General features: G+C 61.3%; 23 protein-coding genes and 4 tRNA genes. 12 read left to right on the top strand and 15 right to left on the bottom strand.

All coding sequences use genetic code 11. The features are described 5' to 3' along the window. Positions 1 to 33: 33 nt before the first annotated feature. Positions 34 to 264 carry a hypothetical protein gene (locus P3T40_RS24915; protein ID WP_429270365.1) on the top strand — a complete coding sequence of 77 codons (231 nt, stop codon included), beginning with the start codon at positions 34 to 36 and terminating at the stop codon, positions 262 to 264. A gap of 315 nt (positions 265 to 579) precedes the next feature. After that, positions 580 to 1749, top strand: coding sequence for a DSD1 family PLP-dependent enzyme (locus P3T40_RS24910; RefSeq protein ID WP_429270364.1), 1170 nt, complete (start codon positions 580 to 582; stop codon positions 1747 to 1749). Here the strand turns inward: P3T40_RS24910 and P3T40_RS24905 are convergent. The 6 genes from P3T40_RS24905 to rph all read right to left on the bottom strand — a co-directional run bounded on the left by P3T40_RS24905 (position 1737) and on the right by rph (position 5835). Then, positions 1737 to 2195, bottom strand: a complete 459-nt coding sequence (locus tag P3T40_RS24905) for a nuclear transport factor 2 family protein (RefSeq protein WP_429270363.1) — start codon at positions 2193 to 2195, stop codon at positions 1737 to 1739. The genes P3T40_RS24910 and P3T40_RS24905 overlap by 13 nt on opposite strands. Positions 2196 to 2285: 90 nt before the next feature. Beyond that, a complete protein-coding gene (locus P3T40_RS24900; protein ID WP_429270362.1) occupies positions 2286 to 2735 on the bottom strand; it encodes a hypothetical protein in 450 nt (149 codons plus the stop codon). A 305-nt stretch (positions 2736 to 3040) separates the two neighbouring features. Continuing rightward, positions 3041 to 3130, bottom strand: a tRNA-Ser gene (locus tag P3T40_RS24895). A gap of 65 nt (positions 3131 to 3195) precedes the next feature. Continuing rightward, on the bottom strand, positions 3196 to 4416 hold the full coding sequence (hemW, locus tag P3T40_RS24890) for a radical SAM family heme chaperone HemW (RefSeq protein WP_429270457.1): 1221 nt from the start codon (positions 4414 to 4416) through the stop codon (positions 3196 to 3198). Positions 4417 to 4421: 5 nt separating this feature from the next. After that, a complete protein-coding gene (gene rdgB, locus P3T40_RS24885) occupies positions 4422 to 5012 on the bottom strand; it encodes an RdgB/HAM1 family non-canonical purine NTP pyrophosphatase (RefSeq protein WP_429270456.1) in 591 nt (196 codons plus the stop codon). 70 nt (positions 5013 to 5082) lie between these two features. Next, the gene (gene rph, locus P3T40_RS24880) at positions 5083 to 5835 is read right to left on the bottom strand and encodes a ribonuclease PH (RefSeq protein ID WP_429270361.1); all 753 of its coding nucleotides are present in this window, start codon (positions 5833 to 5835) and stop codon (positions 5083 to 5085) included. A gap of 215 nt (positions 5836 to 6050) precedes the next feature. Between rph and P3T40_RS24875 the strand changes: the two genes are divergently transcribed. The 5 genes from P3T40_RS24875 (at position 6051) to P3T40_RS24855 (ending at position 10970) form a co-directional block, all read left to right on the top strand. Further along, on the top strand, positions 6051 to 6974 hold the full coding sequence (locus P3T40_RS24875; RefSeq protein ID WP_429270455.1) for a YicC/YloC family endoribonuclease: 924 nt from the start codon (positions 6051 to 6053) through the stop codon (positions 6972 to 6974). 30 nt (positions 6975 to 7004) lie between these two features. Continuing rightward, positions 7005 to 7685, top strand: coding sequence for a guanylate kinase (gene gmk, locus P3T40_RS24870; protein ID WP_429270360.1), 681 nt, complete (start codon positions 7005 to 7007; stop codon positions 7683 to 7685). A 60-nt stretch (positions 7686 to 7745) separates the two neighbouring features. Beyond that, entirely contained in the window at positions 7746 to 7949 is a 204-nt protein-coding gene (rpoZ, locus tag P3T40_RS24865; RefSeq protein ID WP_031359151.1) for a DNA-directed RNA polymerase subunit omega, read from the top strand. A gap of 81 nt (positions 7950 to 8030) precedes the next feature. Beyond that, a complete protein-coding gene (locus P3T40_RS24860) occupies positions 8031 to 10403 on the top strand; it encodes a RelA/SpoT family protein (RefSeq protein WP_429270359.1) in 2373 nt (790 codons plus the stop codon). Positions 10404 to 10481: 78 nt separating this feature from the next. After that, positions 10482 to 10970 carry a phage protein NinX family protein gene (locus P3T40_RS24855; protein ID WP_429270358.1) on the top strand — a complete coding sequence of 163 codons (489 nt, stop codon included), beginning with the start codon at positions 10482 to 10484 and terminating at the stop codon, positions 10968 to 10970. A 135-nt stretch (positions 10971 to 11105) separates the two neighbouring features. On the opposite strand, the gene P3T40_RS24850 is transcribed toward P3T40_RS24855, so the two are convergent. Further along, positions 11106 to 11182 (bottom strand) — tRNA-Arg (locus tag P3T40_RS24850). A gap of 83 nt (positions 11183 to 11265) precedes the next feature. Further along, a tRNA-Arg gene (locus tag P3T40_RS24845) sits at positions 11266 to 11342 on the bottom strand. Between the two features lie 119 nt (positions 11343 to 11461). Between P3T40_RS24845 and greB the strand changes: the two genes are divergently transcribed. Then, entirely contained in the window at positions 11462 to 12031 is a 570-nt protein-coding gene (gene greB, locus P3T40_RS24840) for a transcription elongation factor GreB (RefSeq protein WP_429270357.1), read from the top strand. Between the two features lie 121 nt (positions 12032 to 12152). Here the strand turns inward: greB and P3T40_RS24835 are convergent, their stop codons facing one another. Beyond that, positions 12153 to 13313: a porin gene (locus P3T40_RS24835; protein WP_429270356.1), complete on the bottom strand. Its 1161-nt coding sequence runs from the start codon at positions 13311 to 13313 to the stop codon at positions 12153 to 12155. A 529-nt stretch (positions 13314 to 13842) separates the two neighbouring features. Continuing rightward, a complete protein-coding gene (locus tag P3T40_RS24830) occupies positions 13843 to 14091 on the bottom strand; it encodes a hypothetical protein (RefSeq protein WP_429270355.1) in 249 nt (82 codons plus the stop codon). A 416-nt stretch (positions 14092 to 14507) separates the two neighbouring features. Here P3T40_RS24830 and P3T40_RS24825 point away from each other — a divergent pair, with 416 nt between their 5' ends. Together P3T40_RS24825 and P3T40_RS24820 are read left to right on the top strand one after the other, a co-directional pair. Next, on the top strand, positions 14508 to 14711 hold the full coding sequence (locus P3T40_RS24825) for a cold-shock protein (RefSeq protein ID WP_074300443.1): 204 nt from the start codon (positions 14508 to 14510) through the stop codon (positions 14709 to 14711). 436 nt (positions 14712 to 15147) lie between these two features. Then, positions 15148 to 16320, top strand: coding sequence for an exonuclease domain-containing protein (locus tag P3T40_RS24820; RefSeq protein WP_429270354.1), 1173 nt, complete (start codon positions 15148 to 15150; stop codon positions 16318 to 16320). Here P3T40_RS24820 and P3T40_RS24815 read toward each other — a convergent pair. From P3T40_RS24815 to P3T40_RS24800, 4 genes are all read right to left on the bottom strand, one after another. After that, entirely contained in the window at positions 16317 to 16913 is a 597-nt protein-coding gene (locus tag P3T40_RS24815; RefSeq protein ID WP_429270353.1) for a chorismate mutase, read from the bottom strand. The two genes, P3T40_RS24820 and P3T40_RS24815, sit on opposite strands and share 4 nt — an antisense overlap. A 231-nt stretch (positions 16914 to 17144) precedes the next feature. After that, positions 17145 to 17294, bottom strand: a complete 150-nt coding sequence (locus tag P3T40_RS24810; RefSeq protein WP_171991723.1) for a hypothetical protein — start codon at positions 17292 to 17294, stop codon at positions 17145 to 17147. An 874-nt stretch (positions 17295 to 18168) separates the two neighbouring features. Further along, entirely contained in the window at positions 18169 to 20868 is a 2700-nt protein-coding gene (locus tag P3T40_RS24805) for an excinuclease ABC subunit A (RefSeq protein ID WP_429270352.1), read from the bottom strand. Positions 20869 to 20949: 81 nt separating this feature from the next. Further along, positions 20950 to 21543, bottom strand: coding sequence for a TetR/AcrR family transcriptional regulator (locus P3T40_RS24800; protein WP_429270351.1), 594 nt, complete (start codon positions 21541 to 21543; stop codon positions 20950 to 20952). Positions 21544 to 21678: 135 nt separating this feature from the next. Between P3T40_RS24800 and P3T40_RS24795 the strand changes: the two genes are divergently transcribed. Next, entirely contained in the window at positions 21679 to 22725 is a 1047-nt protein-coding gene (locus P3T40_RS24795) for a saccharopine dehydrogenase family protein (protein ID WP_429270350.1), read from the top strand. A 99-nt stretch (positions 22726 to 22824) separates the two neighbouring features. On the opposite strand, the gene P3T40_RS24790 is transcribed toward P3T40_RS24795, so the two are convergent. Beyond that, a tRNA-Thr gene (locus tag P3T40_RS24790) sits at positions 22825 to 22900 on the bottom strand. 175 nt (positions 22901 to 23075) lie between these two features. Here P3T40_RS24790 and P3T40_RS24785 point away from each other — a divergent pair. Beyond that, the gene (locus tag P3T40_RS24785) at positions 23076 to 24215 is read left to right on the top strand and encodes an ISNCY family transposase (protein WP_429270349.1); all 1140 of its coding nucleotides are present in this window, start codon (positions 23076 to 23078) and stop codon (positions 24213 to 24215) included. The last annotated feature ends 39 nt before the right edge of the window (positions 24216 to 24254 follow it).

Genomic DNA, 24254 nt, shown 5'->3' with positions numbered 1-24254 from the left:
TGATGGAGTCACTGTTCCTCGGGAGCGGCAAACATGGCGATCAGAGATTTGACCAAAAGCGAGCGGCAGCATGCCGCCATCGCCGAAGCACGCAAGCTGGCAGACAGCGGTGCGTATCACGACTACACCGACATCGAATACGTGTTGCGTTTTGACCAGGGATTGACGGATGTATCGGCCTTGCTAGACAGCCAGGCGATCCACCGCGATCTGAATCGCCGTTGCGCGGATGCGCGCGAGAAGCAGACCTTGGTGGCCGTGTGAGCGCGTCAGGGGATCGTTCGGACGGCACCATAAAAAAGCCCGCCGGTCGGGGCGGGCTAAGCTGAGGAGATTCACACAACATACCTCACGGGGGATGAGGTGAATCCAGTGTAGCCGTGAGTGAAGCGCATTGGGTTTCATAAGCTCTTACAGCTATTACGCTCCGTGACGAAGGCCTCATGGCGTTGCTGCGGAGCGTGCTTACTTGTTGATGTTGACGCGCTCTTTCAGATCTTCCCCGCTCTTCCTGCTTCGCGCGCTCTTGACGCTGCTTCGACGTCAACCTCCTAGCTTCTCTCACGCATCACCCGCGCCATGACACTCGATACCCTTGACACGCCTGCTGCGCTGATCGATCGCTCGCGCATGCTGCACAACATCGCACGCATGCAGCAGCGCATGGATGCGCTCGGCGTGAGCTTCCGGCCGCACGTGAAGACCGCGAAATGCATCGAAGTGGCTGAGGCGCAACGCGAGGCAGGCGCACGCGGCATCACGGTGTCGACGCTGAAGGAAGCGGAGCAGTTCTTCGCCGCGGGTTTCACCGACATCCTGTACGCGGTCGGCATCGCGCCGTCGAAGTTACCCAGGGCGCTGGCATTACACCGGGCTGGCTGCGACCTCAAGCTGCTGGTGGACAATCCCGACGCGGCGCGAGCGATTGCTGCATGCGGTCGCGAGCACGGCGAACGCTTCGAAGTCTGGATCGAAGTGGATACCGACGGCCATCGCTCGGGCATCCGTCCGGAGGACGACACGTTACTGGAGATCGCCCATCTTCTGCATGACCATGGGATGCACATTGGCGGGGTGATGACGCATGCCGGTTCCAGCTACGAGTTGAACACGTTCGCGGCCCTTGTCACGCTGGCTGAACAGGAGCGCGCCGGCTGCGTCCGCGCGGCGCAGCACCTGCGTGATGCGAACCTGCCGTGCCCAGGCGTGAGCGTCGGCTCGACGCCGACGGCCCTGTGTGCACAGCATCTCGAAGGCGTCACGGAGGTGCGCGCAGGCGTCTACGTGTTTTTCGATCTGGTGATGCACAACGTTGGCGTGTGCGAGACGAGTGAGATTGCGTTGAGCGTGCTGACCACGGTGATTGGCCACCAGACGGAGAAGGGCTGGACGATCGTCGACGCCGGATGGATGGCGATGAGCCGCGACCGTGGCACGGCTAAGCAGGATCACGACTATGGCTATGGTCTGGTGTGCGCGCTCGACGGATCGCCGCTGGATGGCTATGTGATGATTGGCGCGAATCAGGAGCATGGGATCGTGGCGCTCGCGCAGCCTGCGGGTGAAGGTGAAAGCAAAGGTGGCGTCCGGGGCGTCGCTGCGAACGACATTGCAACCCGCTTGCCGATCGGCATGAAGTTGCGCATTGTGCCCAATCACGCCTGTGCGACGGGGGCGCAGTTTCCCGAATATCACGCGCTATCCAATGATGGCGCGATCACCGTGTGGAGTCGCTTTCATGGCTGGTAAGGAGCGGGATGTGCGCTTGCGCGAACGTTCGCGAGCGAGGCACGCAGCGATCTGAAGCCGACCCATCCCCAGTAGACCCGATGATGGACGATCAGTCCGTCGGCGAGATCCATCATCTCGACCAGATCCACCTGGTCGCCATCCGGCGTGTGGCGCGGATACTCCCAGGTAAGCTGTGTGCCGTTGCTGAAGAAGGTGCCGGTGCGGTACCAGCGGCCCAGATCGTTGGGCGGCGCGCGCAGGCCGGCGTCGAAGAACGGTCTGATTTGAGCTTTGCCAGTCAGGATTCCGCTCTCCCGGTCCGACCATGTGGCGAAGATCAGCGGGCTTTCGAGGGTGGCTTCGTCGGCATACAGCGCCATTAACGCTTCCAGATCGCGCCTTTGGACCGATTCGTGCCATTGGTCGTAGATGTGGCGAATCTCGGCTTGCGTGGTTTCGGTCATGGTCGGCTTCCGTCGTCGTTATAGGACTTCGAGTCTAGGGTGCCCCCCGACGGAGTGTTTCGACGCGTACCGAACGATGCGGACTGCTTTTTAGTGAATCGCCAGCGCGTTCGACTGCACGTTGCTCGCACCTGAGGCGACATTCACGCCGACATTGCCACTTACATGCGACAACGCGCCTGCGCCGAGTGTGGCGGTGTTTTTGCCGGTGACCGAGGCGGTGGCGTGTGCATCCTGCAGGGTGTTGACGTCGGCGGCTGGCGAACTGATCAGGGCGATCTGGTTGGACTGCGCATTCAACGCGCCGGCCGCGACGTTGACGCCGATGTTGCCGGTCGCGCCGCGCAGCACATCCGCGCCGACGGACGCCATCGATGTGGCGACGGTCGCGTTGCCGCTCGTTTGTTGGACGGTCGTCAGTTTCGTCGAGCCGAACAGTGAGGCGACATCCGGGTCGGTGGAGGCCAGCGCGTTGACGAGAGCGGGTGAGGCGCCGACGGCGACGGAGATGAGCAGCGTGAAGACGGGACGAAGTTTCATGTGTGGCTCCCAGACGAGTTTTTGATGAAACTCGTAGCTGTGATATCGGCTGGGTTGGGGGGAAGTTAAGGGGGATGTACGGAGGTGAGCGGCGGAGCGGATGAAAAGGCGGGTGGACGTCCTGCGAAAGGCACGGGTGTGTGCCGCGCAAGCGCTAGAGCGGGCGGTGGGCGGACGTCGGGGATTCGCGGCGTGCTGTTGCGACGGGCACGCTGCGATTGGCAGACTTTTACGCTAATGCGGCGCGGGTTCTTTGCCGGGTAAAAACGAAAAACGGGCCGAGAGGCCCGTATTCATTGGTGTTCTGGCGGAGGCGGTGAGATTCGAACTCACGGAAGGATTGCTCCTTCGCCGGTTTTCAAGACCGGTGCCTTAAACCGCTCGGCCACACCTCCAAGCCCGAAATTGTAACCCGAAATCTCTCCAGCCCGGCAACTCCGCACGCAAAATCACTGCGTGGCTATGACTGCGGGTCCTTCAAAAACAGCGCCTGCAGATCATTCAGGAAAGCCTGACCAAGCGGCGTCGGTGCGATCTTTTCATAATCGCGCACGATCAGCCCACGCTGTTCCGCTTCCTGCAACGCCGGTTCGATCGACGTCATCGACATGCCCGTGCGCTCGATGAACCGATGCACCGGAAATCCCTCCACCAGCCGCAACGCATTCAGCATGAATTCGAACGGCAGATCGCGCGTCCCGACTTCGTTCTCTTCATGCACTGGCGTACCGGCTTTGGCCTGTTCGATGAAGGTCGTCGGATGCTTGTAGCGCATCTGCCGCAGGATGCGATTTGGAAACGACAGCTTGGTATGCGCGCCGGCGCCGATGCCCAGGTAGTCGCCAAAGCGCCAGTAGTTGAGGTTGTGCTGGCTTTGCCGATGCGGCTGCGCATAGGCCGACACCTCATAGCGCCCATAACCGGCTGCCGCGGTGCGTTCGTGAATCCAGTCTTGCATATCGGCGGACGAATCGTCGTCCGGCAGGGGCGGCGGGAATTTCGCAAACAGCGTGTTCGGCTCGAGCGTGAGGTGATACAGCGAAAGATGCGGCGGTGCAAACGACAACGCCGTTTCGATATCCGCCTGACATTCTGCGAGCGTTTGCCGCGGCAGCGCGAACATCAGGTCGAGATTGAAGTTGTCGAAGGTGTTGGCCGCGACTTCCACCGCATGGCGCGCCTGTGCCGAGTCATGGATCCGACCGAGCGCCTTCAGATGCGCTTCGTTGAAGCTCTGGATACCCACTGATAACCGGTTCACGCCGCTTGCGCGAAACTGCGCGAACTTGTCCGCCTCGAACGTGCCGGGGTTGGCTTCGAGCGTGATCTCGGCGTCGGCATCGAGCGGCAGCAGCGCGCGCACATCGGAGAGCAGCCGATCGAGTCCCGCCGCCGACAGCAGGCTAGGTGTGCCGCCACCGATGAACACCGTATGCACCTGGCGGCCCCACACGAGCGGCAACGCCAGTTCGAGATCGGTGCGCAGCGCGTCGAGGTATTCCTTCTCGGGGAACGCATCGCCTTTCCACTCATGCGAGTTGAAATCGCAGTACGGACATTTGCGCACGCACCACGGGAAGTGCACGTACAGCGCCAGCGGAGGCAAGGACGTGAGATGGATGCGACCCGGCGCCGTGAAAGCCTTGATCACCCCGGCGCCGCTCTGGCCGGCGGGCTGGATGGGAATCACGCTTCCTCCGTCAGACGCGCGAGCAGTTGTCGCAACGCAATCGCGCGATGGCTGCTGGTGTTTTTCACTGTCGGATCGAGTTCGGCCGCTGTTCCACCAAGTTCCGGCAGGAAGAAATGCGGGTCGTAGCCGAAGCCGTGCGCGCCGCGTGGCACGTCGATGATCTGCCCGGGCCAGCGGCCTTCGGCGATCAACGGCTCGGGGTCCTCAGCGTGGCGCACGAGAACCAGGGCGCAGAAATAGTACGCGCGGCGGTCAGCTTCGCCCTGCAGTTGCTCGACGAGACGCGCATTGTTCGCCGCATCGCTCTTCGGGCCGCCGGCCAGTTGCGCGTAGCGAGCCGAATACACGCCGGGTGCGCCACGCAGTGCACGCACGCAGAGTCCGGAATCGTCGGCCAACGCGGGCAACCCTGTCAGCTTCGCCGCATGACGCGCCTTCGTGAGCGCGTTCTCGACGAAGGTCGGATACGGCTCTTCCGCCTCCGGCACGTTGAGCGCGCCTTGCGGGATCAGTTCGATGCCGGCCGCGCCAAGCAGCGCGGCAAACTCCCGCAGCTTGCCCGCATTGTTCGAGGCGAGCACCACTTGGCCGACCCCGAGCGACGCTTGCGCAGCGTTCGAGGCCCGCGATGCCGCGCCGCCGGCGCTTTGACGATCATTCACCCTTCAACTCCAGCGCTTGCTTCTGTTTCGCGACCAGCGTGCTGATGCCGTCGCGTGCGAGATCGAGCAGCGCGTTCATTTCGTTGCGCGAGAACGGCGTCCCTTCGGCCGTTCCCTGAACTTCGACGAAGCCGCCTGCGCCTGTCATCACCACGTTCATGTCGGTGTCGCACTTCGAGTCTTCGTCGTAGTCGAGATCCAGCACCGGCAGGCCGTTGTACACGCCCACCGAAATCGCCGCCACGAAGTCCGTAATCGGTGAGCTTTCGATCTTGCCGCTGGCGAGCAGCTTCGTCACCGCATCGTGCGCAGCCACAAACGCGCCGGTGATGCTGGCCGTGCGCGTACCGCCGTCGGCCTGGATCACGTCGCAGTCGATATTCATCGTACGTTGGCCGAGCTTCTCGAGATCGAACACCGAACGCAATGCACGGCCGATCAGCCGTTGGATTTCCTGGGTGCGGCCAGTCTGTTTGCCGCGCGCGGCTTCACGGTCGTTACGGGTGTTGGTGGCGCGCGGCAGCATGCCATATTCGGCCGTCAGCCAGCCCTGGCCGCGATCGCGCAGGAAGCCGGGCACGGTTTCGGCAACGCTCGCCGTGCAGATCACCTTGGTGTCGCCGAATTCGACCAGCACCGAGCCCTCCGCATGCTTCGTATAGTGGCGCGTAATGCGCACATCGCGCAACTGGTCGGCGCGGCGGCCGCTGGGGCGGCCTTTGGAAAATGCGGTGGTGTCGTTCATCGTTGGGGATCGGTGTGGGGAGAGAGGGGGAAACGATGATTTTACCGCCTATCCGTTTGACGGGCTCCCCGCGCGCCCCGGAAGTCTCCGTGGGACGGCCTCTCCGCCAAAAATGGGATAATGCCGGTTCCACGCCCCGCGTCTCGTACACGCCGGGCGATTCGACTCTTCCGGCCATCCCAACCAACGGCATGGCCTCCATCGCGAGACAAATGATGATCTACAGCATGACTGGCTATGCGAGCGCGACGCGCGAACTCGCAGCGGCCTCAGGCAACGGCGGCGTGAGCGTATCGGTCGAACTGCGCACGGTGAACTCGCGCTTCCTCGACCTGAACTTCCGGATGCCCGAAGACGTGCGCGTCTGTGAGCCGACCCTGCGCGAAATGCTGATGAACAAGCTCTCGCGCGGCAAGGTGGATATCCGTATCAATCTGCAGCGTAGCGAACAGTCGGCCAATGCCGGCGCGATCAATCATGATGCACTGAGCCAGCTTGCGCTGCTGGAACGCGCGGTAGTCAACGCGTTTCCGGAGGCGGGTCGCCTGCGGACCGGCGAAATCCTGCGCTGGCCAGGCGTGCTGTCCGAAAGCAACGTGCCTGCCGAAACGCTGCGCGATGCGGTGCTCGCATGTGGCAAGCAGGCGATTACGGATCTGATCGACGTGCGCGGCCGCGAAGGCGCCCAGCTGGCGACCATGCTGCTCGCGAACGTCACGGAGATGGAAACGATCGTCGCAAAGATCACGCCGCTGGTGCCGGAACTGATCACCAAGCATCAGCAAAAGATCGTCGAGCGGCTGCAGGAAGCGCTGGGAATCGCCGCGCCGGATACGGTGACGACCAGCATCTCGCGCGAGGAAATCGCCGAACGTATCCGTCAGGAAGTGACGATGTACGGCATCCGCATTGATATCACGGAAGAGCTGTCGCGCCTGACCGCCCATCTGAACGAAACGCGTCACGTCATCGAGAAGGGCGGCAAGGTGGGTAAGCGCCTTGACTTCATGATGCAGGAGCTCAATCGCGAAGCGAACACGCTCGGCTCGAAGGCTGCCGCGAAGGAACTGGCGGATTCGTCGATGACCCTGAAGCTGCTCATCGAACAGATGCGCGAGCAGGTACAAAATCTGGAGTAATTCTCGAGCCACTCTCGGACAACGATTGCAATGACCGACCACACACGCGAAAGCAGCGCACCGCGCAACCCCTACGCCGGGGCGTATCCCGGCAACCTGTTCATGGTGGTCGCGCCTTCGGGCGCGGGCAAATCGACGCTCGTCAACGCGCTACTCGCGCGCGACGAGGCGATCCGCCTGTCGATCTCCTACACGACGCGCCCACCGCGTCCGAAGGAGAAGGACGGTGAGCATTACCACTTCACCTCCGTCGACGACTTTCTCAAGCGCCACGCAGAGGGCGAGTTCCTCGAAAGCGCGGAAGTGCATGGCAACTACTACGCGACCTCGCGTCTGTGGATCGAAGAGCGGATGAAAAGCGGGCATGATGTGCTGCTCGAAATCGACTGGCAGGGCGCGCAGCAGGTAAAAAAACAGTTTCGCAATGCTGTCGAAATCTTCATTTTGCCGCCCTCGCTCGAAGCGCTGGAAGAGCGTTTGAGAAAGCGCGGCCAGGATGAGCCGAACGTGATCACGCGGCGCCTGCTGGCGGCCGGTAGCGAGATCGCGCACTCGGCTGAAGCGGAGTACGTGGTGATCAACGAGAACTTCGACCGCGCACTGGCGGAGCTGCAGTGTCTCGTTGCCTCGACGCGCTTGCGCTTCGCCTCGCAATACGCACGCCACACGGACCTTTTTGTGCAGCTTGGCATCCACCTCCCGCACGCGTGATCGCGGCGAGGTACCGAGCACATAAGGTAGAATAAGCGACATACTGAGAAGGAATCCAACATGGCCCGCATTACCGTCGAAGACTGTCTGAAAATGATCCCGAATCGTTTCGAACTGGCACTTGCCGCAACTTATCGCGCACGCCAGCTCGCACAAGGGCACACGCCGAAGATCGAAAGCCGCGACAAGCCCACCGTTGTCGCGCTGCGTGAAATCGCGGCAGGCCAGGTTGGCGTCGAGATGCTGAAGAAGGTACCGGTCTAAGGTACGCTTCATCCACATTCGATTGCCATGTAATTCAACACACGCGTGCAGACCGGCGTCCAACCTGATACGGAGGCGAATATGAGCACCAATCCCTCGCCCCCCATCACGGAAGTGGAGCACGAAGCCCACGAAGGCGACTCACCGGCTTCTGCACGCAAGTACATCGACGCGGTCCTCGAACAGTCGTTTCGCCATCTGTTTGGGCCGACCGCCACGCCGGAGCAGCCGCGCCGGCATGACGTCGTTTCGATCGCCAAGCTGACCTCCGCTTTGTCCGGCTACCTGTCGCCGGAAGAGATCAAGGACGTCAAGGCGGCGTTCCACTTCAGCGACGAGGCCCACCTCGGCCAGTATCGCCAGAGCGGCGAGCCCTACATTACGCACCCGGTTGCTGTCGCGGAGACCTGCGCCAGCTGGAAGCTCGACGCCCAGTCGATCATGGCGGCGCTGCTGCATGACGTGATGGAAGACCAGGGCGTGACCAAGGCAGAGCTCGCCGAGCGCTTCGGCGCGAAGGTCGCGGAACTGGTCGACGGCTTGTCGAAACTGGACAAGATGGAGTTTCGTAATCGCGAGGAAGCGCAGGCGGAGAATTTCCGCAAGATGCTGCTCGCGATGGCGCGCGACGTGCGTGTGATACTCGTCAAGCTGGCCGACCGGCTGCACAACATGCGCACTCTCGGCGCGGTGCCGCCGGAAAAACGCCGCCGCGTGGCGCGCGAAACGCTCGATATCTACGCGCCGATCGCCCACCGGCTGGGTCTGAACAATACCTACCGCGAGCTGCAGGACCTGAGCTTCGCGAACTTCAACCCGCATCGCTACGCCACGCTCGAAAAGGCCGTCAAGGCGGCGCGCGGCAACCGGCGGGAAGTGGTCGGCAAGATTCTGGAGTCGGTGCAGCGCGCCATTGCGGACGCGAAGCTCGACGCCGAAGTCACCGGCCGCGAAAAAACCATCTTCAGCATCTACAAGAAGATGCGCGACAAGCAGTTGTCGTTCTCGCAGGTGCTCGACGTCTACGGGTTCCGCGTCGTCGTCGACAGCGCGCTGGAGTGCTATACCTGTATCGGCGCGCTGCATGCGCTCTACAAGCCGGTGCCGGGCAAGTTCAAGGACTACATCGCCATTCCGAAGGTGAACGGCTACCAGTCGCTGCACACCACGCTGGTCGGTCCGTTTGGCGCACCCATCGAGTTTCAGGTGCGCACGCGCAAGATGCACGAGATCGCGGAAGCGGGCGTCGCGGCGCACTGGCTGTACAAGAACGGCGGCGCTGATCTGAACGACGTGCAAAAGCGCGCCCATCAGTGGCTCAAGTCGCTGCTCGATATCCAGAGCGAAGCGGGAGATTCGAGCGAATTCCTCGAGCACGTGAAGATCGATCTGTTCCCGGATGCGGTCTATGTGTTCACACCGAAGTCGAAGATCATGGCGCTGCCCCGCGGCGCCACCGCGCTCGATTTCGCGTATTCGATCCACAGCGACCTGGGCAACCAGTGCGTCGCGGTGAAGATCAACAATGAACTGCTGCCGCTGCGTACCGAGCTGAAGAGCGGCGATATCGTCGAAGTGATCACGGCGCCGTATTCGAAGCCGAATCCGGCCTGGCTCGGGTTTGTGCGAAGCGGCAAGGCGCGTTCTGCCATCCGTCACTATCTGAAGACGATGCGTCTGAACGAGTCGGTGCAGTTGGGCGAGCGGCTGGTCGATCAGGCGCTGAAGGGTTACGACCTGGCGTTGTCGGATGTAACGCCGGAAGCCTGGGAAAAGCTCGTGCAGTGGACCGGCAACAAGAGCCGTCAGGAAATTTTCGCGGATATCGGCCTCGGCCGGCGCGTGGCGGCGGTGATGGCCAAGCGCATCGAGGTCCTGATGAGCGGCCACGACGCCGACGACGACAGCCCGCGCTCCGAATCCGGCCACACGTCGCATGCGCCGCCGGTGGTGATCACCGGCACCGAAGGCATGTCCGTCCAGCTATCGGCCTGCTGCAGACCGATTCCGGGCGACGACATCATGGGCTATATCGGCATCGGCCTTGGCATGGCCATCCATACCACCGATTGCCGCGTCGCCCAGCGAATCCATAAGCGCGATCCGGGCCGCTGGATCGACGTGGCGTGGGCGCCGCAGCCAGGACGTCTGTTCGACGTGGCGGTGAAGGTGCTCGTGAAGAATACCAAGGGCGTCTTCGCCCGCGTGGCGGCGGATATCACCTCCGCTGACGCGAACATCGTCCACATTGCCATGGACGAAGACCTGTCGCAGGAATCCACCGTCTTGCGCTTCGTGATTCAGGTCAGCGACCGGGTGCATCTCGCCAACGTGATGCGTCGCGTCAGGACCAATCCGGACGTGATGCGCATTGCGCGCGAACGGCCGAGCGAAGAAGGGCATCACCGTCATGATGGCGGGATGCGCATCGATCGCGAACGGGCCGATTACTGACGGTCCGCGCTCCGCAATACTCAAGCCTGAACACTCTCTCCGGATTCGAGTCTCACCCTGTTCTTGAGGGGGAATGCGATGAACGTAGCTGACCTGACCGGCATGGCGCTTGACTATTGGGTGGCCCGCAGCCTGCACGACTTCGTGCGCGAAATTCACTTTACCGATAGCGGAGAGACCGTCTCGATTCGAGGCGAGGCCCACGGACGTCCATGGGATGGGCGCTTCACGCCCTCGACGTCATGGGAAGCTGCGGGAGTGGTGCTGGAACGCGCCCAGCGGCTGGAGGTGCGCGAGCACGTGAACCGCCAGCAGGCGCACTGCATCGCAGACTTCGAAGGTGGCCACAAGACGGTAGAGGGGCGCGGCGACACGCTGCGTCTTGCGCTACTGCGGGCGTTTGTGGCCAGCCGTTTCGGCGATACCGTAGATGACGTGCTGCAGCAGTCTCAGGCGCTCGCCGGCTTGAGGGCGGAGCCTATCAGCGAAGAGACCCGGGACCTCGCTGTGGAAGACATCCCGACTCCCGATGGGCAGATCGGCGACATTCAATCGGCGCCGCGGTGAAGGGTGCGTCTCTTCTGGCCTGAAAGAGGGCCGATGGCACATCGGTCAGGAATGCAATGACGTCGACGCGCCGAACGCGTCGCGATCCGGCGAACCAAAAACAAAGGGCCTTCCGTCTGGAAGGCCCTTTATAGGTGGTGCGGCTGGCAGGATTCGAACCCACGACCCCTTGGTTCGTAGCCAAGTACTCTATCCAACTGAGCTACAGCCGCACGCTAAACAGGTACAACGCGGGTATGAAAATAAACCCGGGTGAAACGAAAGGGCCTCCCCGGAGGGAGGCCCTCGAAATAAGTGGTGCGGCTGGCAGGATTCGAACCCACGACCCCTTGGTTCGTAGCCAAGTACTCTATCCAACTGAGCTACAGCCGCACGCAGAAAAGAGATTATAGCAAAGCTTCAAAAAAAGGGAAGCCGCAAACTGCGATTTGTCTCATTGTCCCGATCGTGTAACCTTGATAGGCAGGGTTTGCTGCAGTCTATGGAAGATCATGAACAAGGCCTTTGTCAAAGAGTCGAGTGAAGAAAATGACGACGACCTCGACGTCGCGCAACCTGCGATTCCCGCAGGTGCGAAGAACTACATTACGCCCGCTGGCTACCGCCGCCTGCGCGATGAACTGCTGCATCTGATCGACGAGGACCGTCCGGAGGTCGTGAAGCTGGTGTCGTGGGCGGCCTCGAACGGCGATCGTTCGGAAAACGGCGATTACATCTATGGGAAGCGGCGTCTGCGCGAAATCGACCGGCGCATCCGCTTTCTCACCAAACGCCTCGACCTGGCGGAGGTTGTCGACAGCAGCAAGCAGGAAAACGTCGATCAGGTGTTTTTCGGCGCCGCCGTCGACTATGCGACGCAGGACGGCGAGATGCACACGGTAACGATCGTTGGCGTCGACGAGGTCGACCTGGATCTCGGGCGGGTGAGCTGGATCTCGCCGGTTGCGCGGGCGCTGGTGAAGGCCAGGATCGGCGATCAGGTCACGCTGCATACCCCTGCGGGGCCCGAACCGATCGATGTGATCGACGTTCGGTATCCGCCGCCTGATACGGGCGGCTGATCGGCGAAGGCGCGGCCACACTCGGCCGCACGGCGGCCACCGGGGCATCGCTCTTCCACCTAAGAGCAAAAAAAGGCGCCGCAAGCGGCGCCTTTCGATACTGCGTGTACTGCCAGATGCTTTAGAAGCGGTGACGCAGACCAGCCGTCACAGCAACTTGATCTTGCGTTGTCGAAGCCGAGCTCAAACCGTTCATATAAGGTCCGATGTTTGCCGGGTTCGAGCTGACATGCTGCCAGTCGCCTTGCAGGTAAACATCGGTGCGCTTCGACAGCGCGTAGTCGGCTTGCAGATTGACCTGGTTGTAATTCGGGTTCACGCCGCCGCCGAAGTTCGCGCGGGTGTACGTGTACGAACCCGCCAGGCTGACGGCCGGCGTCAGAGCATAGCGGATGTTGCCTTCCAGGTTCTGCAGGCGGGCGCTGTTTGCTCCGAAAGCGTAGCCGGCGCTCGTGCCGGATTGCACCGCCGAAATGCCGCCGCCGAACGTGTCGGTCAGGTTGGTTTGCGTGTACACGATGCCAGCCGTTGCCGGACCGAACGTGTAGCTCGCGCCGCCGCCGAACGTGCGTTGACGGCCAGCCGCGAACGTGAACGTGCCGGTCACTGCGCCCGGATCGGACGCGCTTGCCATGGCCAGATTGTTGACGTCGTTGTTCAGTTGCAGGTAACCCGCACCAACATTCAAGCCGCCGTAGTTGTACGATGCGCCGAAGCTATACGCCCGGTTGTTCGAGAAGCCGTCGGCCGTGTTCGAGAAGCCATACAGGCCGCCGAACGTGAAACCACCGTAGTTGGCGCTCGTGTACTTGATCGAGTTGTTGATACGGAGCGTGTTGTCGAGGTTGTCGTTGTCGAACGGGTGAGCGGCAATGGTGCCGCCGAATTGCGAGCCCGTTGCAGAGAGCGGGCCGACATAGTCAACCACGCTGTCGTATTGGCGACCGAGGGTCACTGCACCGTACTGGCTGCTCGACAGACCGACGAACGCTTGACGGCCGAACAACCGGCTGTTTTGGCCCAGGTTGCCGTTGGCGATGTTGAAGCCGTTTTCCAACGTGAAGATTGCCTTCAGGCCGCCACCCAGATCTTCCGAGCCGCGCAGGCCCCAACGGCTGCCGTTAACCGTACCGCTCGTTTCTTGCCAGTTGGAGTGACCGCCTTGGTTGTTCGTGTAGGTGATGCCTGCATCGATCAAGCCGTACAGCGTGACGCTGCTTTGTGCGTGCGCTGCAGTTGCGAAAACGCCCGTCAGGGCCGCGACCATGAGTGTCTTTTTCATCTTTGTAACTCCGAGAACAGGATGGGTTTTGGAAACCCAGGCTTCAAGGAAACGTCACGCTTACGCTGCGAGAGGCGATGTGATCTGCGTGAAAACGCGCGGTACATCAAGCGCGCTTGTTTCCGGACAGGCAAAGTTTAGGGACGATGGTCGCCCGGCTGACATTCCGATTTGCGCAATAAAGTATTACTTGACGCGCAATTATTGGCGATGCCTGTCGGAGCCTTGCTGGAAAAGGCTTTGCGGGGATAGGGCGGGGCGGGCGGGGTGGTGTCAACCTTGGTGCGTTGTTCAATTGCTACATCAAATGATGTAAAAAAACAACGCGAAAAGAATGAAAAATCAGCATTGTTGTCGCAACCGCAATAGATGATTGCCGATTGCGCCGCCAATCATCAGATGCTTCGGCGGTATACTGAGATTTCTGCTTTCCGAAGCAGACTTTTTCGTTGACGAAAAAGATCTCCAAACCTTTGTCGGCGCGACTTCCCAGTCGCGCTTTTTTTGCCCGCGTTTTTCTGCGTAGTTTCTAGCGAATCTGGGTAGCCACTCCGGCCGCCGCGAAATCCATATCGGTCACCACGCTCCAATCTTCCATTACATAGTGGCGTGCGTCCATTGGGGAAGACAGCAGGTTTTGCCAGTGATCGCCGTGCCACATTGGATCGAAGTCGAAAACTGAGCTGATTGTGGCTGCTTGCGTTGTCGCCTCTGTGGGCGCCTTGTGGAGCAAGCGGCCAAGCCAGGCGGCGAGGCGGTGGTATTCATTCCGTAGCATGGCAATCTCCTGATACGACCTGCGCATACTCATCATGAGCGGAGCCCATTACGGTAACAACTCGGACAAACACTTACGATTGACATGATTTGTTACAGATAACGGAAAAAATTCCCTTGAATACGCGAAACGACTATTTACTGGGTAAAAACGACGCGGTGTTTATTCGGTTGTTACTTAAGAGACAGCCGGATATTGCGCCACGTCAGGTATCGTTTCGTAATGGTTTAAACTGATAAGCGATGATTAAAAATTCTCTTGACGGCCGATCTGCCTTCCCCGTATAACGGCAATGCTGAATTTTCGATTAGCAGACGTGATGATGTATCGTCGCCACGTACCTCTATCAGGGCGTATCGTAATCGGCGTAAGGGCATTGCCCGTTTTAATCATTAAATCTCGAGGAAAACTGGAATATGGAAACCGGTATCGTAAAATGGTTCAACGATGCTAAGGGCTTTGGCTTCATCACATCGGACTCCGGCGGTGACGACCTGTTTGCTCACTTCTCGGAAATTCGCAGCGAAGGTTTCAAGTCGCTCAAGGAAAACCAGCGCGTTTCCTTCGAAGTGAAGACCGGCCCGAAGGGCAAGCAGGCAGCGAACATTCAGCCCCTGTAAGTCGTACGGGCGGCGCAGTCGCACGTACTGCATCGCGGAAAGAAGAAAGAGCCCTCGGATTGCCGAGGGCTTTTTTATACGTACGAGCATTCGCTTTCCTGTTTTCCGAAGCCTGTACCGGCGACCCGCCGTCCTCACCCTGGCATGCCGGAAGCTCGTCTAAAAAGCTCGCGGTTTCGTTTATATGGGATGCCCTAACTTATATGGTGTCGTGCTACAACGTTTTACCTAGGGTTTTCGAGTATAAAAATCACCGGCTTTTGGATATCGAGGTCATAAAAATATAATCTTGTGGCGGTGCCTGCGACTCCTAACGGCAACCATGTAATGGCGGCGGACTGCTCGCAGAGGCGTTAAAAGACCATGCCGCGTACATGCGCAGGCGCCAACTGGTGCATACTTGCCGCAAGCTACGCACCCAAATCTATTCTTCCCCATGTCTGAACAGTTTTTGCAGAACCCCGCGATTGGTGCGCCGATCGCGTTCGTCGATCTCGAGACCACAGGTGGTTCGACCGGCGAGCATCGCATTACAGAGGTCGGCGTCGTCGAAGTGGGGCCGGAAGGTGTCTCTCGCTGGAGTACGCTAGTCGACCCCCAGCAATCCATCCCGCCGTTTATCCAGCAGTTGACCGGCATCACCGATGCGATGGTGCGCGGCGCCCCCACCTTTGATGCCATCGCGCCCGCCCTGTTCAAGCGCCTGGACGGCAAGCTGTTTATTGCGCATAACGCAAGTTTCGATCGCGGCTTCCTGCGTAGCGAATTCCGCCGCGCGGGCCTCGCCTTCAATCCGGACGTGTTGTGCACGGTGCGTCTGTCGCGCGCGCTCTTTCCGGCGGAAAAGCGCCATGGACTCGACGCGCTGGTCGAGCGTCACGCACTGGTGCCGTTCGACCGGCACCGTGCATTGGCCGATGCTGATCTGCTGTGGCAGTTCTGGCAGCGTCTGCATGGCCTCGTTCCGGTCGAGGTGTTGCAGGCGCAGATCGAGCGCACGCTGCGGCGTTACCGGCTGGCGGGCGAGATCACCGAAGACCTGCTCGACACGGCGCCTGCCGGCTGCGGCATCTATGCGTTCTTCGGGGAGGAGGATGTACCACTCTACGTCGGTCGCAGTGTGCGGGTTCGACAGCGCCTGCGCTCACATCTGACAGGCGAGCGCCGTTCGTCGAAAGATGTGCGGCTGGCCCAGCAGGTGCGGCGTGTCGAGTGGCTCGCGACGGGCGGCGAGCTTGGCGCCATGCTGGCGGAGGCTCAATGGATCGCGACGCTGCGCCCGGGGCAAAACCGTCTGCCGCGGGCGGCGAAAAGCGACCCGGTCGACGCGCCCTGGCCGTTCGACGGTCCGATTGTCTTCGAAGAGCGCGATGCGGAATTGCAGACGCGCGCCTTTCACGTGGTCGATCGTTGGCGTTACGTCGGCCACGCCCCCACGCTTGCCCAGGCGGCTAGCTTGCACGCGTCGAGCGTGACTAGCACCTGCACGTTCGAACTCTCCACCTACCGGATTCTGCAAACGCATCTTGCGCGTGGTTTGCGGGTCATGCCGCTTGGCGTTTCTGTCACCACGGGCGCCGTCACCGCGGGTACGGTGAGCATCGCCTAGCCGGTCGCGCCGACTCCGCCCGATTCGCACACGTGGCCGAGCGCATGGGTAAGTGCGCCCGAGCGCGCGGAGTCGTAGCGCGTCAACGTCTTCCAGTTAGCAATCCCCTGAGCGACGCGCGACGGACAGTCGGGCGCTGTGCGCAGCGTCTGCACGCGCGTAAGCCCGGCGATCAGCGATTTAGTCAACTGATCGAGTTGAGGCCGGGTGCTGGTGGCGAGGTCGGGCGGTGCGCCTTCGGGTGGCCGGGTGCTGCGCCAGGTTGCGAACAGGGCGTTTTGCACTTCCTTGCTGGCGTCGATCTGGTCCTGGAAGAATGCGCGGGCGAACTCCGGGTCGACTTGCGCGGCAGCGGCGCGTTTGGCGACATCGGCGAGTAACGCGGCTTCACGCGGCGGGTCGGCGATGTCCTGATGGTTTGCCCATTTCCAGCGCGCCACCGGCTCGGCCAGCGCGAGCCGTTGCGAGACGAGCGAGATCAGATTGGTCAAGGCGGTGTCGTCGCTGTCTGCGTGAGCAGGTGCCGGCGCAAGAGTCAATGCGGCGCACAACGCGAACGCGCCCAGCACGCTACTGCGATACAAACGGTTCATGAAGGAAGGGCGACCGAACGGTCGAAGCGGAAAAGCCTGAAGAATAAACGATGCGAGGGTGAAGCGGCGCGGATGCGGTTGCGAGACGCGCGACCACCCGCGCTGAACCGAATGGCCCGGCGCGTACGATTGACTAACGCGACCCGTAACGACCTGCGTAACGAGCGCGCATGCAGCCGCAGGTTACGCACAGGGTGCGTCTCCCCGATGTGACAGCGCGCCAGCTAATAGTTACTTCTGCTCGCACGACTTGCGTTGTTCGTCGAAGAACGCTCGAACATGTTCAGGCAGTTCGGCGCCCAGGAACTCAACGCCAGCGGGTTCCGGATCCGGACTGAAAACTTTATCCGGGGTCGGAATCTTGGGCGGTTTGGCATCCATGATCTTTCTCCTTTACGAACCGATTATCTGCCTCGGTCCCCGTTTTACACCAGCGCTGCAAACCCATAACGCTGCTTTTCATCCGCCATTTGTTGCTTTAACGGCACAGCGTCACTTTGCTTGAATTCGTTTGAATAAAATTTAACGGTTGTCCTGCATTTACGAACGATCGCACTAATCAACGCACGCCGTTTGTGCGGTGTCCCTCACGTTCGCAGCAGCGCGTATCATCCGATCTTGCGACAGCGTGGCGCGCACCGCCTTCGATCCCGCTCGCTCCAACTCGAAACTTGCATCTGCTGACGCCTGGCGCTTCATCGTCGTAAGTACCCAAGGTGCGCCAAATGCGTTTGACCCCATGCCCGCAGCGCTGGATTGGTGCGATGCAGCGTACAACTGCACTTCTCGCGTGTATCTCGAAGAGCGAGTCATGTCGCTCCGCGCAGCCTTTGCCGCAGCGCGTGTTGCACCTCAACCCGCCGCGCTTCGTGCCACTTCAGCCGGTGGTCAGGAGCCTTAATCAATCCGTTTCGCTGCACTGCACACACATCGATCGATACGTATGGTTTCCGTTCGCCGCCTCATTCAAAGCATCGAATTGCACCTTCAATTTTTTGTTAACGATGGATTAGCGGATTCCGTTGACGCGTCTAACGTTCTTTTACTTATGCATATGAAAAGAGGAATGCACGCCGCATCCAGATTGAAAGCGGCGTGCAATTATCGAGCGGTGAAAACGGTTACAGGACTTAGCCTGACGAATAAGCGTTTTATCGATACACCTCGAGCCGCGTGCAGATGCCCCTCGAGCTGCGCGTGCTGACCGATTTCCTGCAGGGCAAGCCGAACCGGCGTTGACGGCGCGCCGCAACGCTCACTCCACTATCCGTTCCTTCAGATACGCGGCCGTCCGGCTTGCGGCGACCCGCACGACCTCGGCCGGCGTGCCGCTCGCGACAACCTTGCCGCCCGCCTCGCCGGCCCCCGGTCCCACGTCGATGATCCAGTCGCTTTGTGCTGCGACGCGCATATCGTGTTCGACGACCACCACCGTATTTCCAGCATCCGCGAGGCCCTGTAGCTGCACCAGGAGCCGGTCGACGTCGGCGGGATGAAGACCGGTGGTCGGCTCGTCGAGGATATACAGCGTGTCGCCGCGTTGCGCGCGTTGCAATTCGGTGGCGAGCTTGATGCGCTGTGCTTCGCCGCCGGACAGTTCCGTGGCGGGCTGGCCGAGCCGCAGATAGCCGAGCCCGATGTCGCGCAACACCGTAAGCGCGCGCATCACGTGGGGTTCTCCCGAGAAGAGCTCGCACGCGGCATCGACGGTCAGCGCGAGTACCTCGGCGATGTTCTTGTCGTGCCACTTGATTTCGAGCGTCTGCGCGTAATAGCGGGTGCCGTGGCACGTCGAGCAGGGTGCATAGACGCTCGGCAGAAACAGCAATTCGACGCTGACGAAGCCTTCTCCTTCGCACGTGGGGCAGCGTCCTTGTGCGACGTTGAACGAGAAGCGCCCGGTGCTGTAGCGCCGCTTGCGCGCGGCGGGCGTCTCGGCAAACAGCTTGCGCACATGATCGAAGAGGCCAGTGTACGTAGCGAGATTGGAGCGCGGTGTACGGCCGATCGGCTTCTGATCCACGCGCACCAGGCGGTGCACGGCTTCCATGCCTGCGACGATCTGACCGCTCGTCGGCACATCGGGCGTGGTGAAGAGCGGATCCTGTTCGTCGTCGTCAGCGGTCTCGATGACACGACCCAGGCGATTCGCGACGAGTTCCGGCAACGCCTGGCTGACCAGACTCGACTTGCCGGATCCGGACACGCCTGTGACCGTGGTGAAGCAGCCAAGCGGAAATCCGACGTCGAGACGATGCAGGTTGTTGCGGGTGACGTGGGCGAGCCGCAACCAGCCGCGCGGCGAGCGGGGCGCACGCAGACTCGGCGCGGGCCTGGCAAAAAGATGGTGGCGCGTCTGCGACGCAACGACCGCCGCGAGGCCGGCGGGCGGCCCGCTGTAGATCACGTGCCCACCGGCTTCGCCGGCAGCCGGGCCGACGTCGACCAGCCAGTCGGCCCGGCGCATCATCTGCAGATCGTGTTCGACGACGAACAGCGAGTTGCCGGCTGCCTTGAGACGCTGCAAGGCGGTGAAAAGCGCTTCGCCATCGGCCGGATGGAGCCCCGCGGACGGTTCGTCGAGCACATAGACGACGCCGAACAATTGCGACGACAACTGGGTCGCAAGCCGCAAGCGTTGCAGTTCACCCGAGGAGAGCGTCGGCGTGCTGCGTTCCAGTGCGAGATAGCCGAGACCCAGGTCGATGAGCGTCGCGAGGCGCTCGAGCAATTCGGTGGCGATCCGTTGAGCGGCGAGGCGTTTTTCTTCCGAGAGATTCGGCGTGCGCCGCACATCCGGCGCCGCTTGGTGCGCTGAGCCGCCAGCGGCAACCCGGCGGGCAGTCGCATCGCGTCGGGCGGGCTTGCTGAGCACGCTGCTGTTCGTCGCAGTACCGGAATCGGGCCACTCGCCTTGCGCTACCGGCTCCAGGATCGCGGCGAGGCGTGCGAGCGGAAGTTGCGCCAACTCGCCAATATCGAAGCCCGCGAAAGTCACCGAGAGGGCTTCCTTTTTCAGGCGCTTGCCGTGGCACGACGGACATTCGCTGCTGATCATGAACTGTGAGACGCGCTTTTTCATCAGCGCGCTCTGCGTATTCGCGAAGGTATGCAGGACATAGCGGCGCGCGCCAGTGAACGTGCCCTGGTAGCTTGGCTCCGCCTTGCGTTTGAGCGCAGCGCGCGTTTCCTTCGGAGAGAAGCCGGCGTAGACGGGCACGGTTGGCGTCTCGTCGGTGAAGAGGATCCAGTCGCGATCTTTCTTCGGCAGATCGCGCCAGGGGGTGTCGACGTCGTAGCCGAGCGTCACGAGGATGTCGCGCAGGTTCTGTCCGTGCCATGCGGGTGGCCACGCGGCGACGGCGCGCTCGCGAATCGTCAGCGAGTCATCGGGCACCATGGATTTTTCGGTCACCTCATAGACCCGGCCGAGGCCGTGACAGGTCGGGCAGGCACCCTGGACCGTGTTGGGCGAGAAATCTTCGGCGTACAGCATGGGTTGCTTCGGCGGATAGCTGCCGGTGCGCGAATACAGCATGCGCACGAGACTGGACAGCGTCGTGACGCTGCCGACCGACGAACGTGCGCTCGGTGAGCCGCGTTGCTGTTGCAAGGCCACCGCGGGCGGCAGGCCTTCAATGGCATCCACGTCGGGCGCGCCGACCTGTTCGATCAGGCGCCGGGCGTAAGGCGCCACTGACTCGAAGTAGCGCCGCTGCGCTTCGGCATAGAGCGTACCGAACGCCAGCGACGATTTGCCGGAGCCCGACACACCGGTAAATACCACCAACGCATCGCGCGGGATCTCGACATCGACGTTCTTCAGATTGTGCTCGCGAGCGCCGCGTACGCGCACGAAGCCTGAGGGTACGACGACGGTTGACTCGGACGGCGCAGGGCGAGCGCGCGTTGCAGCGGCCGGCGGTGTGGGCGTTTTTTTATCGGAAGAGGTCATGTCAAACCATGAGGGTTGGCGTACGAGCTGGGCAGCGCGGCGCCCACAGCGTGACCTGTCACGTGAGATAAGACGGGCGCGTCACTTCCTGGTTTTCTTCGGGATCAGTATGTGCGCCAGTTCCTGCAGGAACCGTACGGGTCCCTCTGCGTGCAGCGCGCGCCCGCTGCTGAGTGCGCCGTCGATGACGGTTCCCATCCGCAAGGCAAAAGTCTCCGGCTCATCGATGCGCATGGCTCGTGCCAGCTCCGCGAGTCTGCGTCGCAGTTCCCGCTTATGCGCTACCGCGACCTTGCGAGCGGGGTGGTTATCGTCCGCATATTCCGCGGCGATGTTGATCTGCGGGCAGCCGCGATAACCGGGACGTGCGATGCGTTCGCCAATCCATTGAAGTTGCGCGTCGAGCTCTTCGCGCGGCGCGCCCTTGTGGTGTGCGGCGACCGCATCCCAATGCTGCCAGAAGTCGTCATCCTCAAGCAGAAGAAAAGCTTCGATCAGATCATCCTTCGTTCCGAAGTGACGATACAAACTCGTCTTGGCGACACCCGCCCGCTCCACGATAAGGTCGACGCCAACTGCACGCGTGCCCTCGCGATAGAAGAGTTCGCTGGCGGTCCGCAGAATGCGCTCGCGCGTATCAGGTGTGGCTCCGCGCGCTTGTTCTCCCTTCTTCATTCAGGCTCAACCTCAAAGATTTGTGATGCCGAAACAGTGGTTTTGATCATAGCACTCGAAGATTGACGGCGCTACAGATCTGTACTATAAAACAGACAGGTCTGTAGCGTACCTAATCCTGGAGTGGAGACAAACATGAACGACAGAATGACTGTTGCAGTCTATGGGGCCTCGGGTCACACGGGAAAGTTTGTCGTCGCGGAATTGAAGCGGCGTGGTGTTGGGGTGGTGCGGATAGGGCGAGATGCTGCGCGTTTGACGGAAAGCAGTGCTGACGATGCGACTCCATGGCGCGTCGCCGCCATTGACGATCCCGCGCAACTCGACGCGGCGATCCGCGGTACCGATGCCGTCATCAACTGCGCCGGACCTTTTCTCGATACTGCGTTGCCAGTCGTGGATGCAGCGTTGCGCGCCGGCATTCCGTATCTCGACGTGATGGCGGAACAAGCCGCGCTCCAGGCGCTAATCGAGCAACGCGATGCGAGCGCACGCGATGCGGGGGTGAGGCTCGTCCCTGCGGCGGCGTTCTATGGCGGACTCGCCGATTTGCTCGTCACGGCCGCCGCAGACGCAGATACGCCGCTCGACAGGGTTGATATCGCCATTGGCCTCGATAGTTGGCATCCGACGCCTGGAACGCGGCTGACCGGCGAACGCAATCGCGCGAGACGGCTGATCCAGGAGCAGGGGAGACTGGCGCCTGTCCCGCAGCCTGCGCCCGAAGGCGTGTGGTCCTTCCCGTCGCCGCTCGGCACCATGGACGTGGTGATGCTCCCCTTTACGGAGGTGCTCACCGTCTCCCGTCACTTGCGCGTTAGCACGCTCGAGTCCTGGCTCGCTCTCTCGGCCCTGCGCGACATTCGCGATCCCAATACGCCAGCGCCCCGTCCTAACGATGAGCAGGGGCGATCGGCTCAACAGTTCGTGGTGGACGTTGTGATTGAACAGAGCGGGACGACGCGCCGTGTGACGGCAGAGGGACGTGACATCTATGCAGTCAGTGCGCCGATCATCGTGGAGGCGACCGAACGGTTGCTGAGCGGGAAGGCCGCGCCGGGAGGTGGTGTCTCGAGTCTGGGAGAAATTTTTGATGCGAGGGATTTTCTTGCCGCGCTTGATATGGTGACGGTTTCCTATGGCGCCGTATCCAGCCCGATCCTTAAGAGGAGCTACGCGTAGACAATGGCTCGTTGACCGAGTCCGCCACGCTGCGGATGAATATCAAGCCGAAAAGCAAAAAGCCCAGTCACGAGGACTGGGCTTTTTGCTTGAATCTTGTGGTGCCGGAAAGAGGAATCGAACCCCCGACCTTCGCATTACGAATGCGCTGCTCTACCGTCTGAGCTATTCCGGCATCAGGAGAAACGAGATTATAGGGACTTCATTGGCGCTTTGGCAAGCCCCTGGCTCAATTTTTGTTGCGAGTTAATGGGTTGTCCGGTTCTGTAGCACGCCATCTGTCCGGTTCATAGTCTCCTCAACGGGAGGACGACATGACACGGACGGTACTGCTACAGGAGATCCGGAAAATGAGATTCGACGAGGCTTACGAGGGATGGGACTCGGGCAGGTTGACGCAAGGCCAGGCGGCGGAGCTTCTAGGGATGTGCGAGCGCAGCTTTCGCCGCTATTTGACGCGCTACAAGGCGAGCGGCCTGGATGGCCTGATCGATCATAGACTGGAGCAGGTGTCGAATCGACGCGCTCCGGTCGACGAGGTGTTGGCGCTGACCACGCAATATCGTGCGCGACATGTCGGCTGGAACGTCAAACATTTCCATAACTGGTACCAGAGGTCGGGCGGGCTGCGCGGCTATACGTGGGTCAAGATGCGTCTGCAGGAGGCCAGGCTGGTTCCCAAGGCCGCCAGGCGTGGAGCGCACCGGAAGCGGCGCGAACGGCGTCCGCTGGCAGGCATGATGATCCACCAGGACGGCAGCCGGCACGAATGGGCAGCCGGACAGATGTGGGACCTGATCGTGACGATGGACGACGCCACCAGCGAGCACTATTCGATGTTCTTCGTTGCGGAAGAAGGCACCGTCAGCAGTATGCGGGGTGTCTACGAAGTGATCGCCGGGCATGGCCTGTTCAACTCGTTTTACAGCGACCGTGGCAGCCATTACTGGCATACGCCGCAGGCTGGTGGCAAGGTGGACAAGGACAATCCGACCCAGTTCGGGCGCGCCATGAAACAGTTGGGCGTCGACATGATCGCCGCCTACTCGCCAGAAGCGCGAGGACGCTCAGAACGCGCGTTTGGTACCCACCAGGGTCGGCTTCCACAAGAACTGGCGCTCGCAGGCATCACGGACATGGCGCAGGCCAATCGATATCTGGCGACCGTCTATATGCCGGCCTTCAATGCCGAATTCGCTCAACCGGCGATGGAGGAGGGTTCCGCGTTTATTCCGTGGTTCGGCGGCAGCCTGGAAGATATCCTGTGCGAGCAGTACGACAGAGTCGTGGGTTCCGACAACTGTGTCCAGTTCGAGGGCCTCGCGCTACAGATACCGGCGGATCGCCATCGCTGTCACTACGTCAAGGTGAGAGTTCGAGTGAACCGATACCCCAGCGGCGCTTTGGCGGTGTTCCACGGACCTCGCGGCCTGGCTTACTTCACCCCGCAAGGATTGACGATCACAGAGGAAGTGCAACAGGTTGCCTGAACCGTTCGCCAGGTACGCCGTCTGAGGCGGCAAGCAGCA

The organism is Paraburkholderia sp. EB58 (assembly GCF_050436665.1).
Taxonomy (GTDB): Bacteria; Pseudomonadota; Gammaproteobacteria; order Burkholderiales; family Burkholderiaceae; genus Paraburkholderia.
The sequence above is the reverse complement of the archived record's forward strand: the minus strand, read 5'-3'. Positions and strand labels throughout refer to the sequence as shown.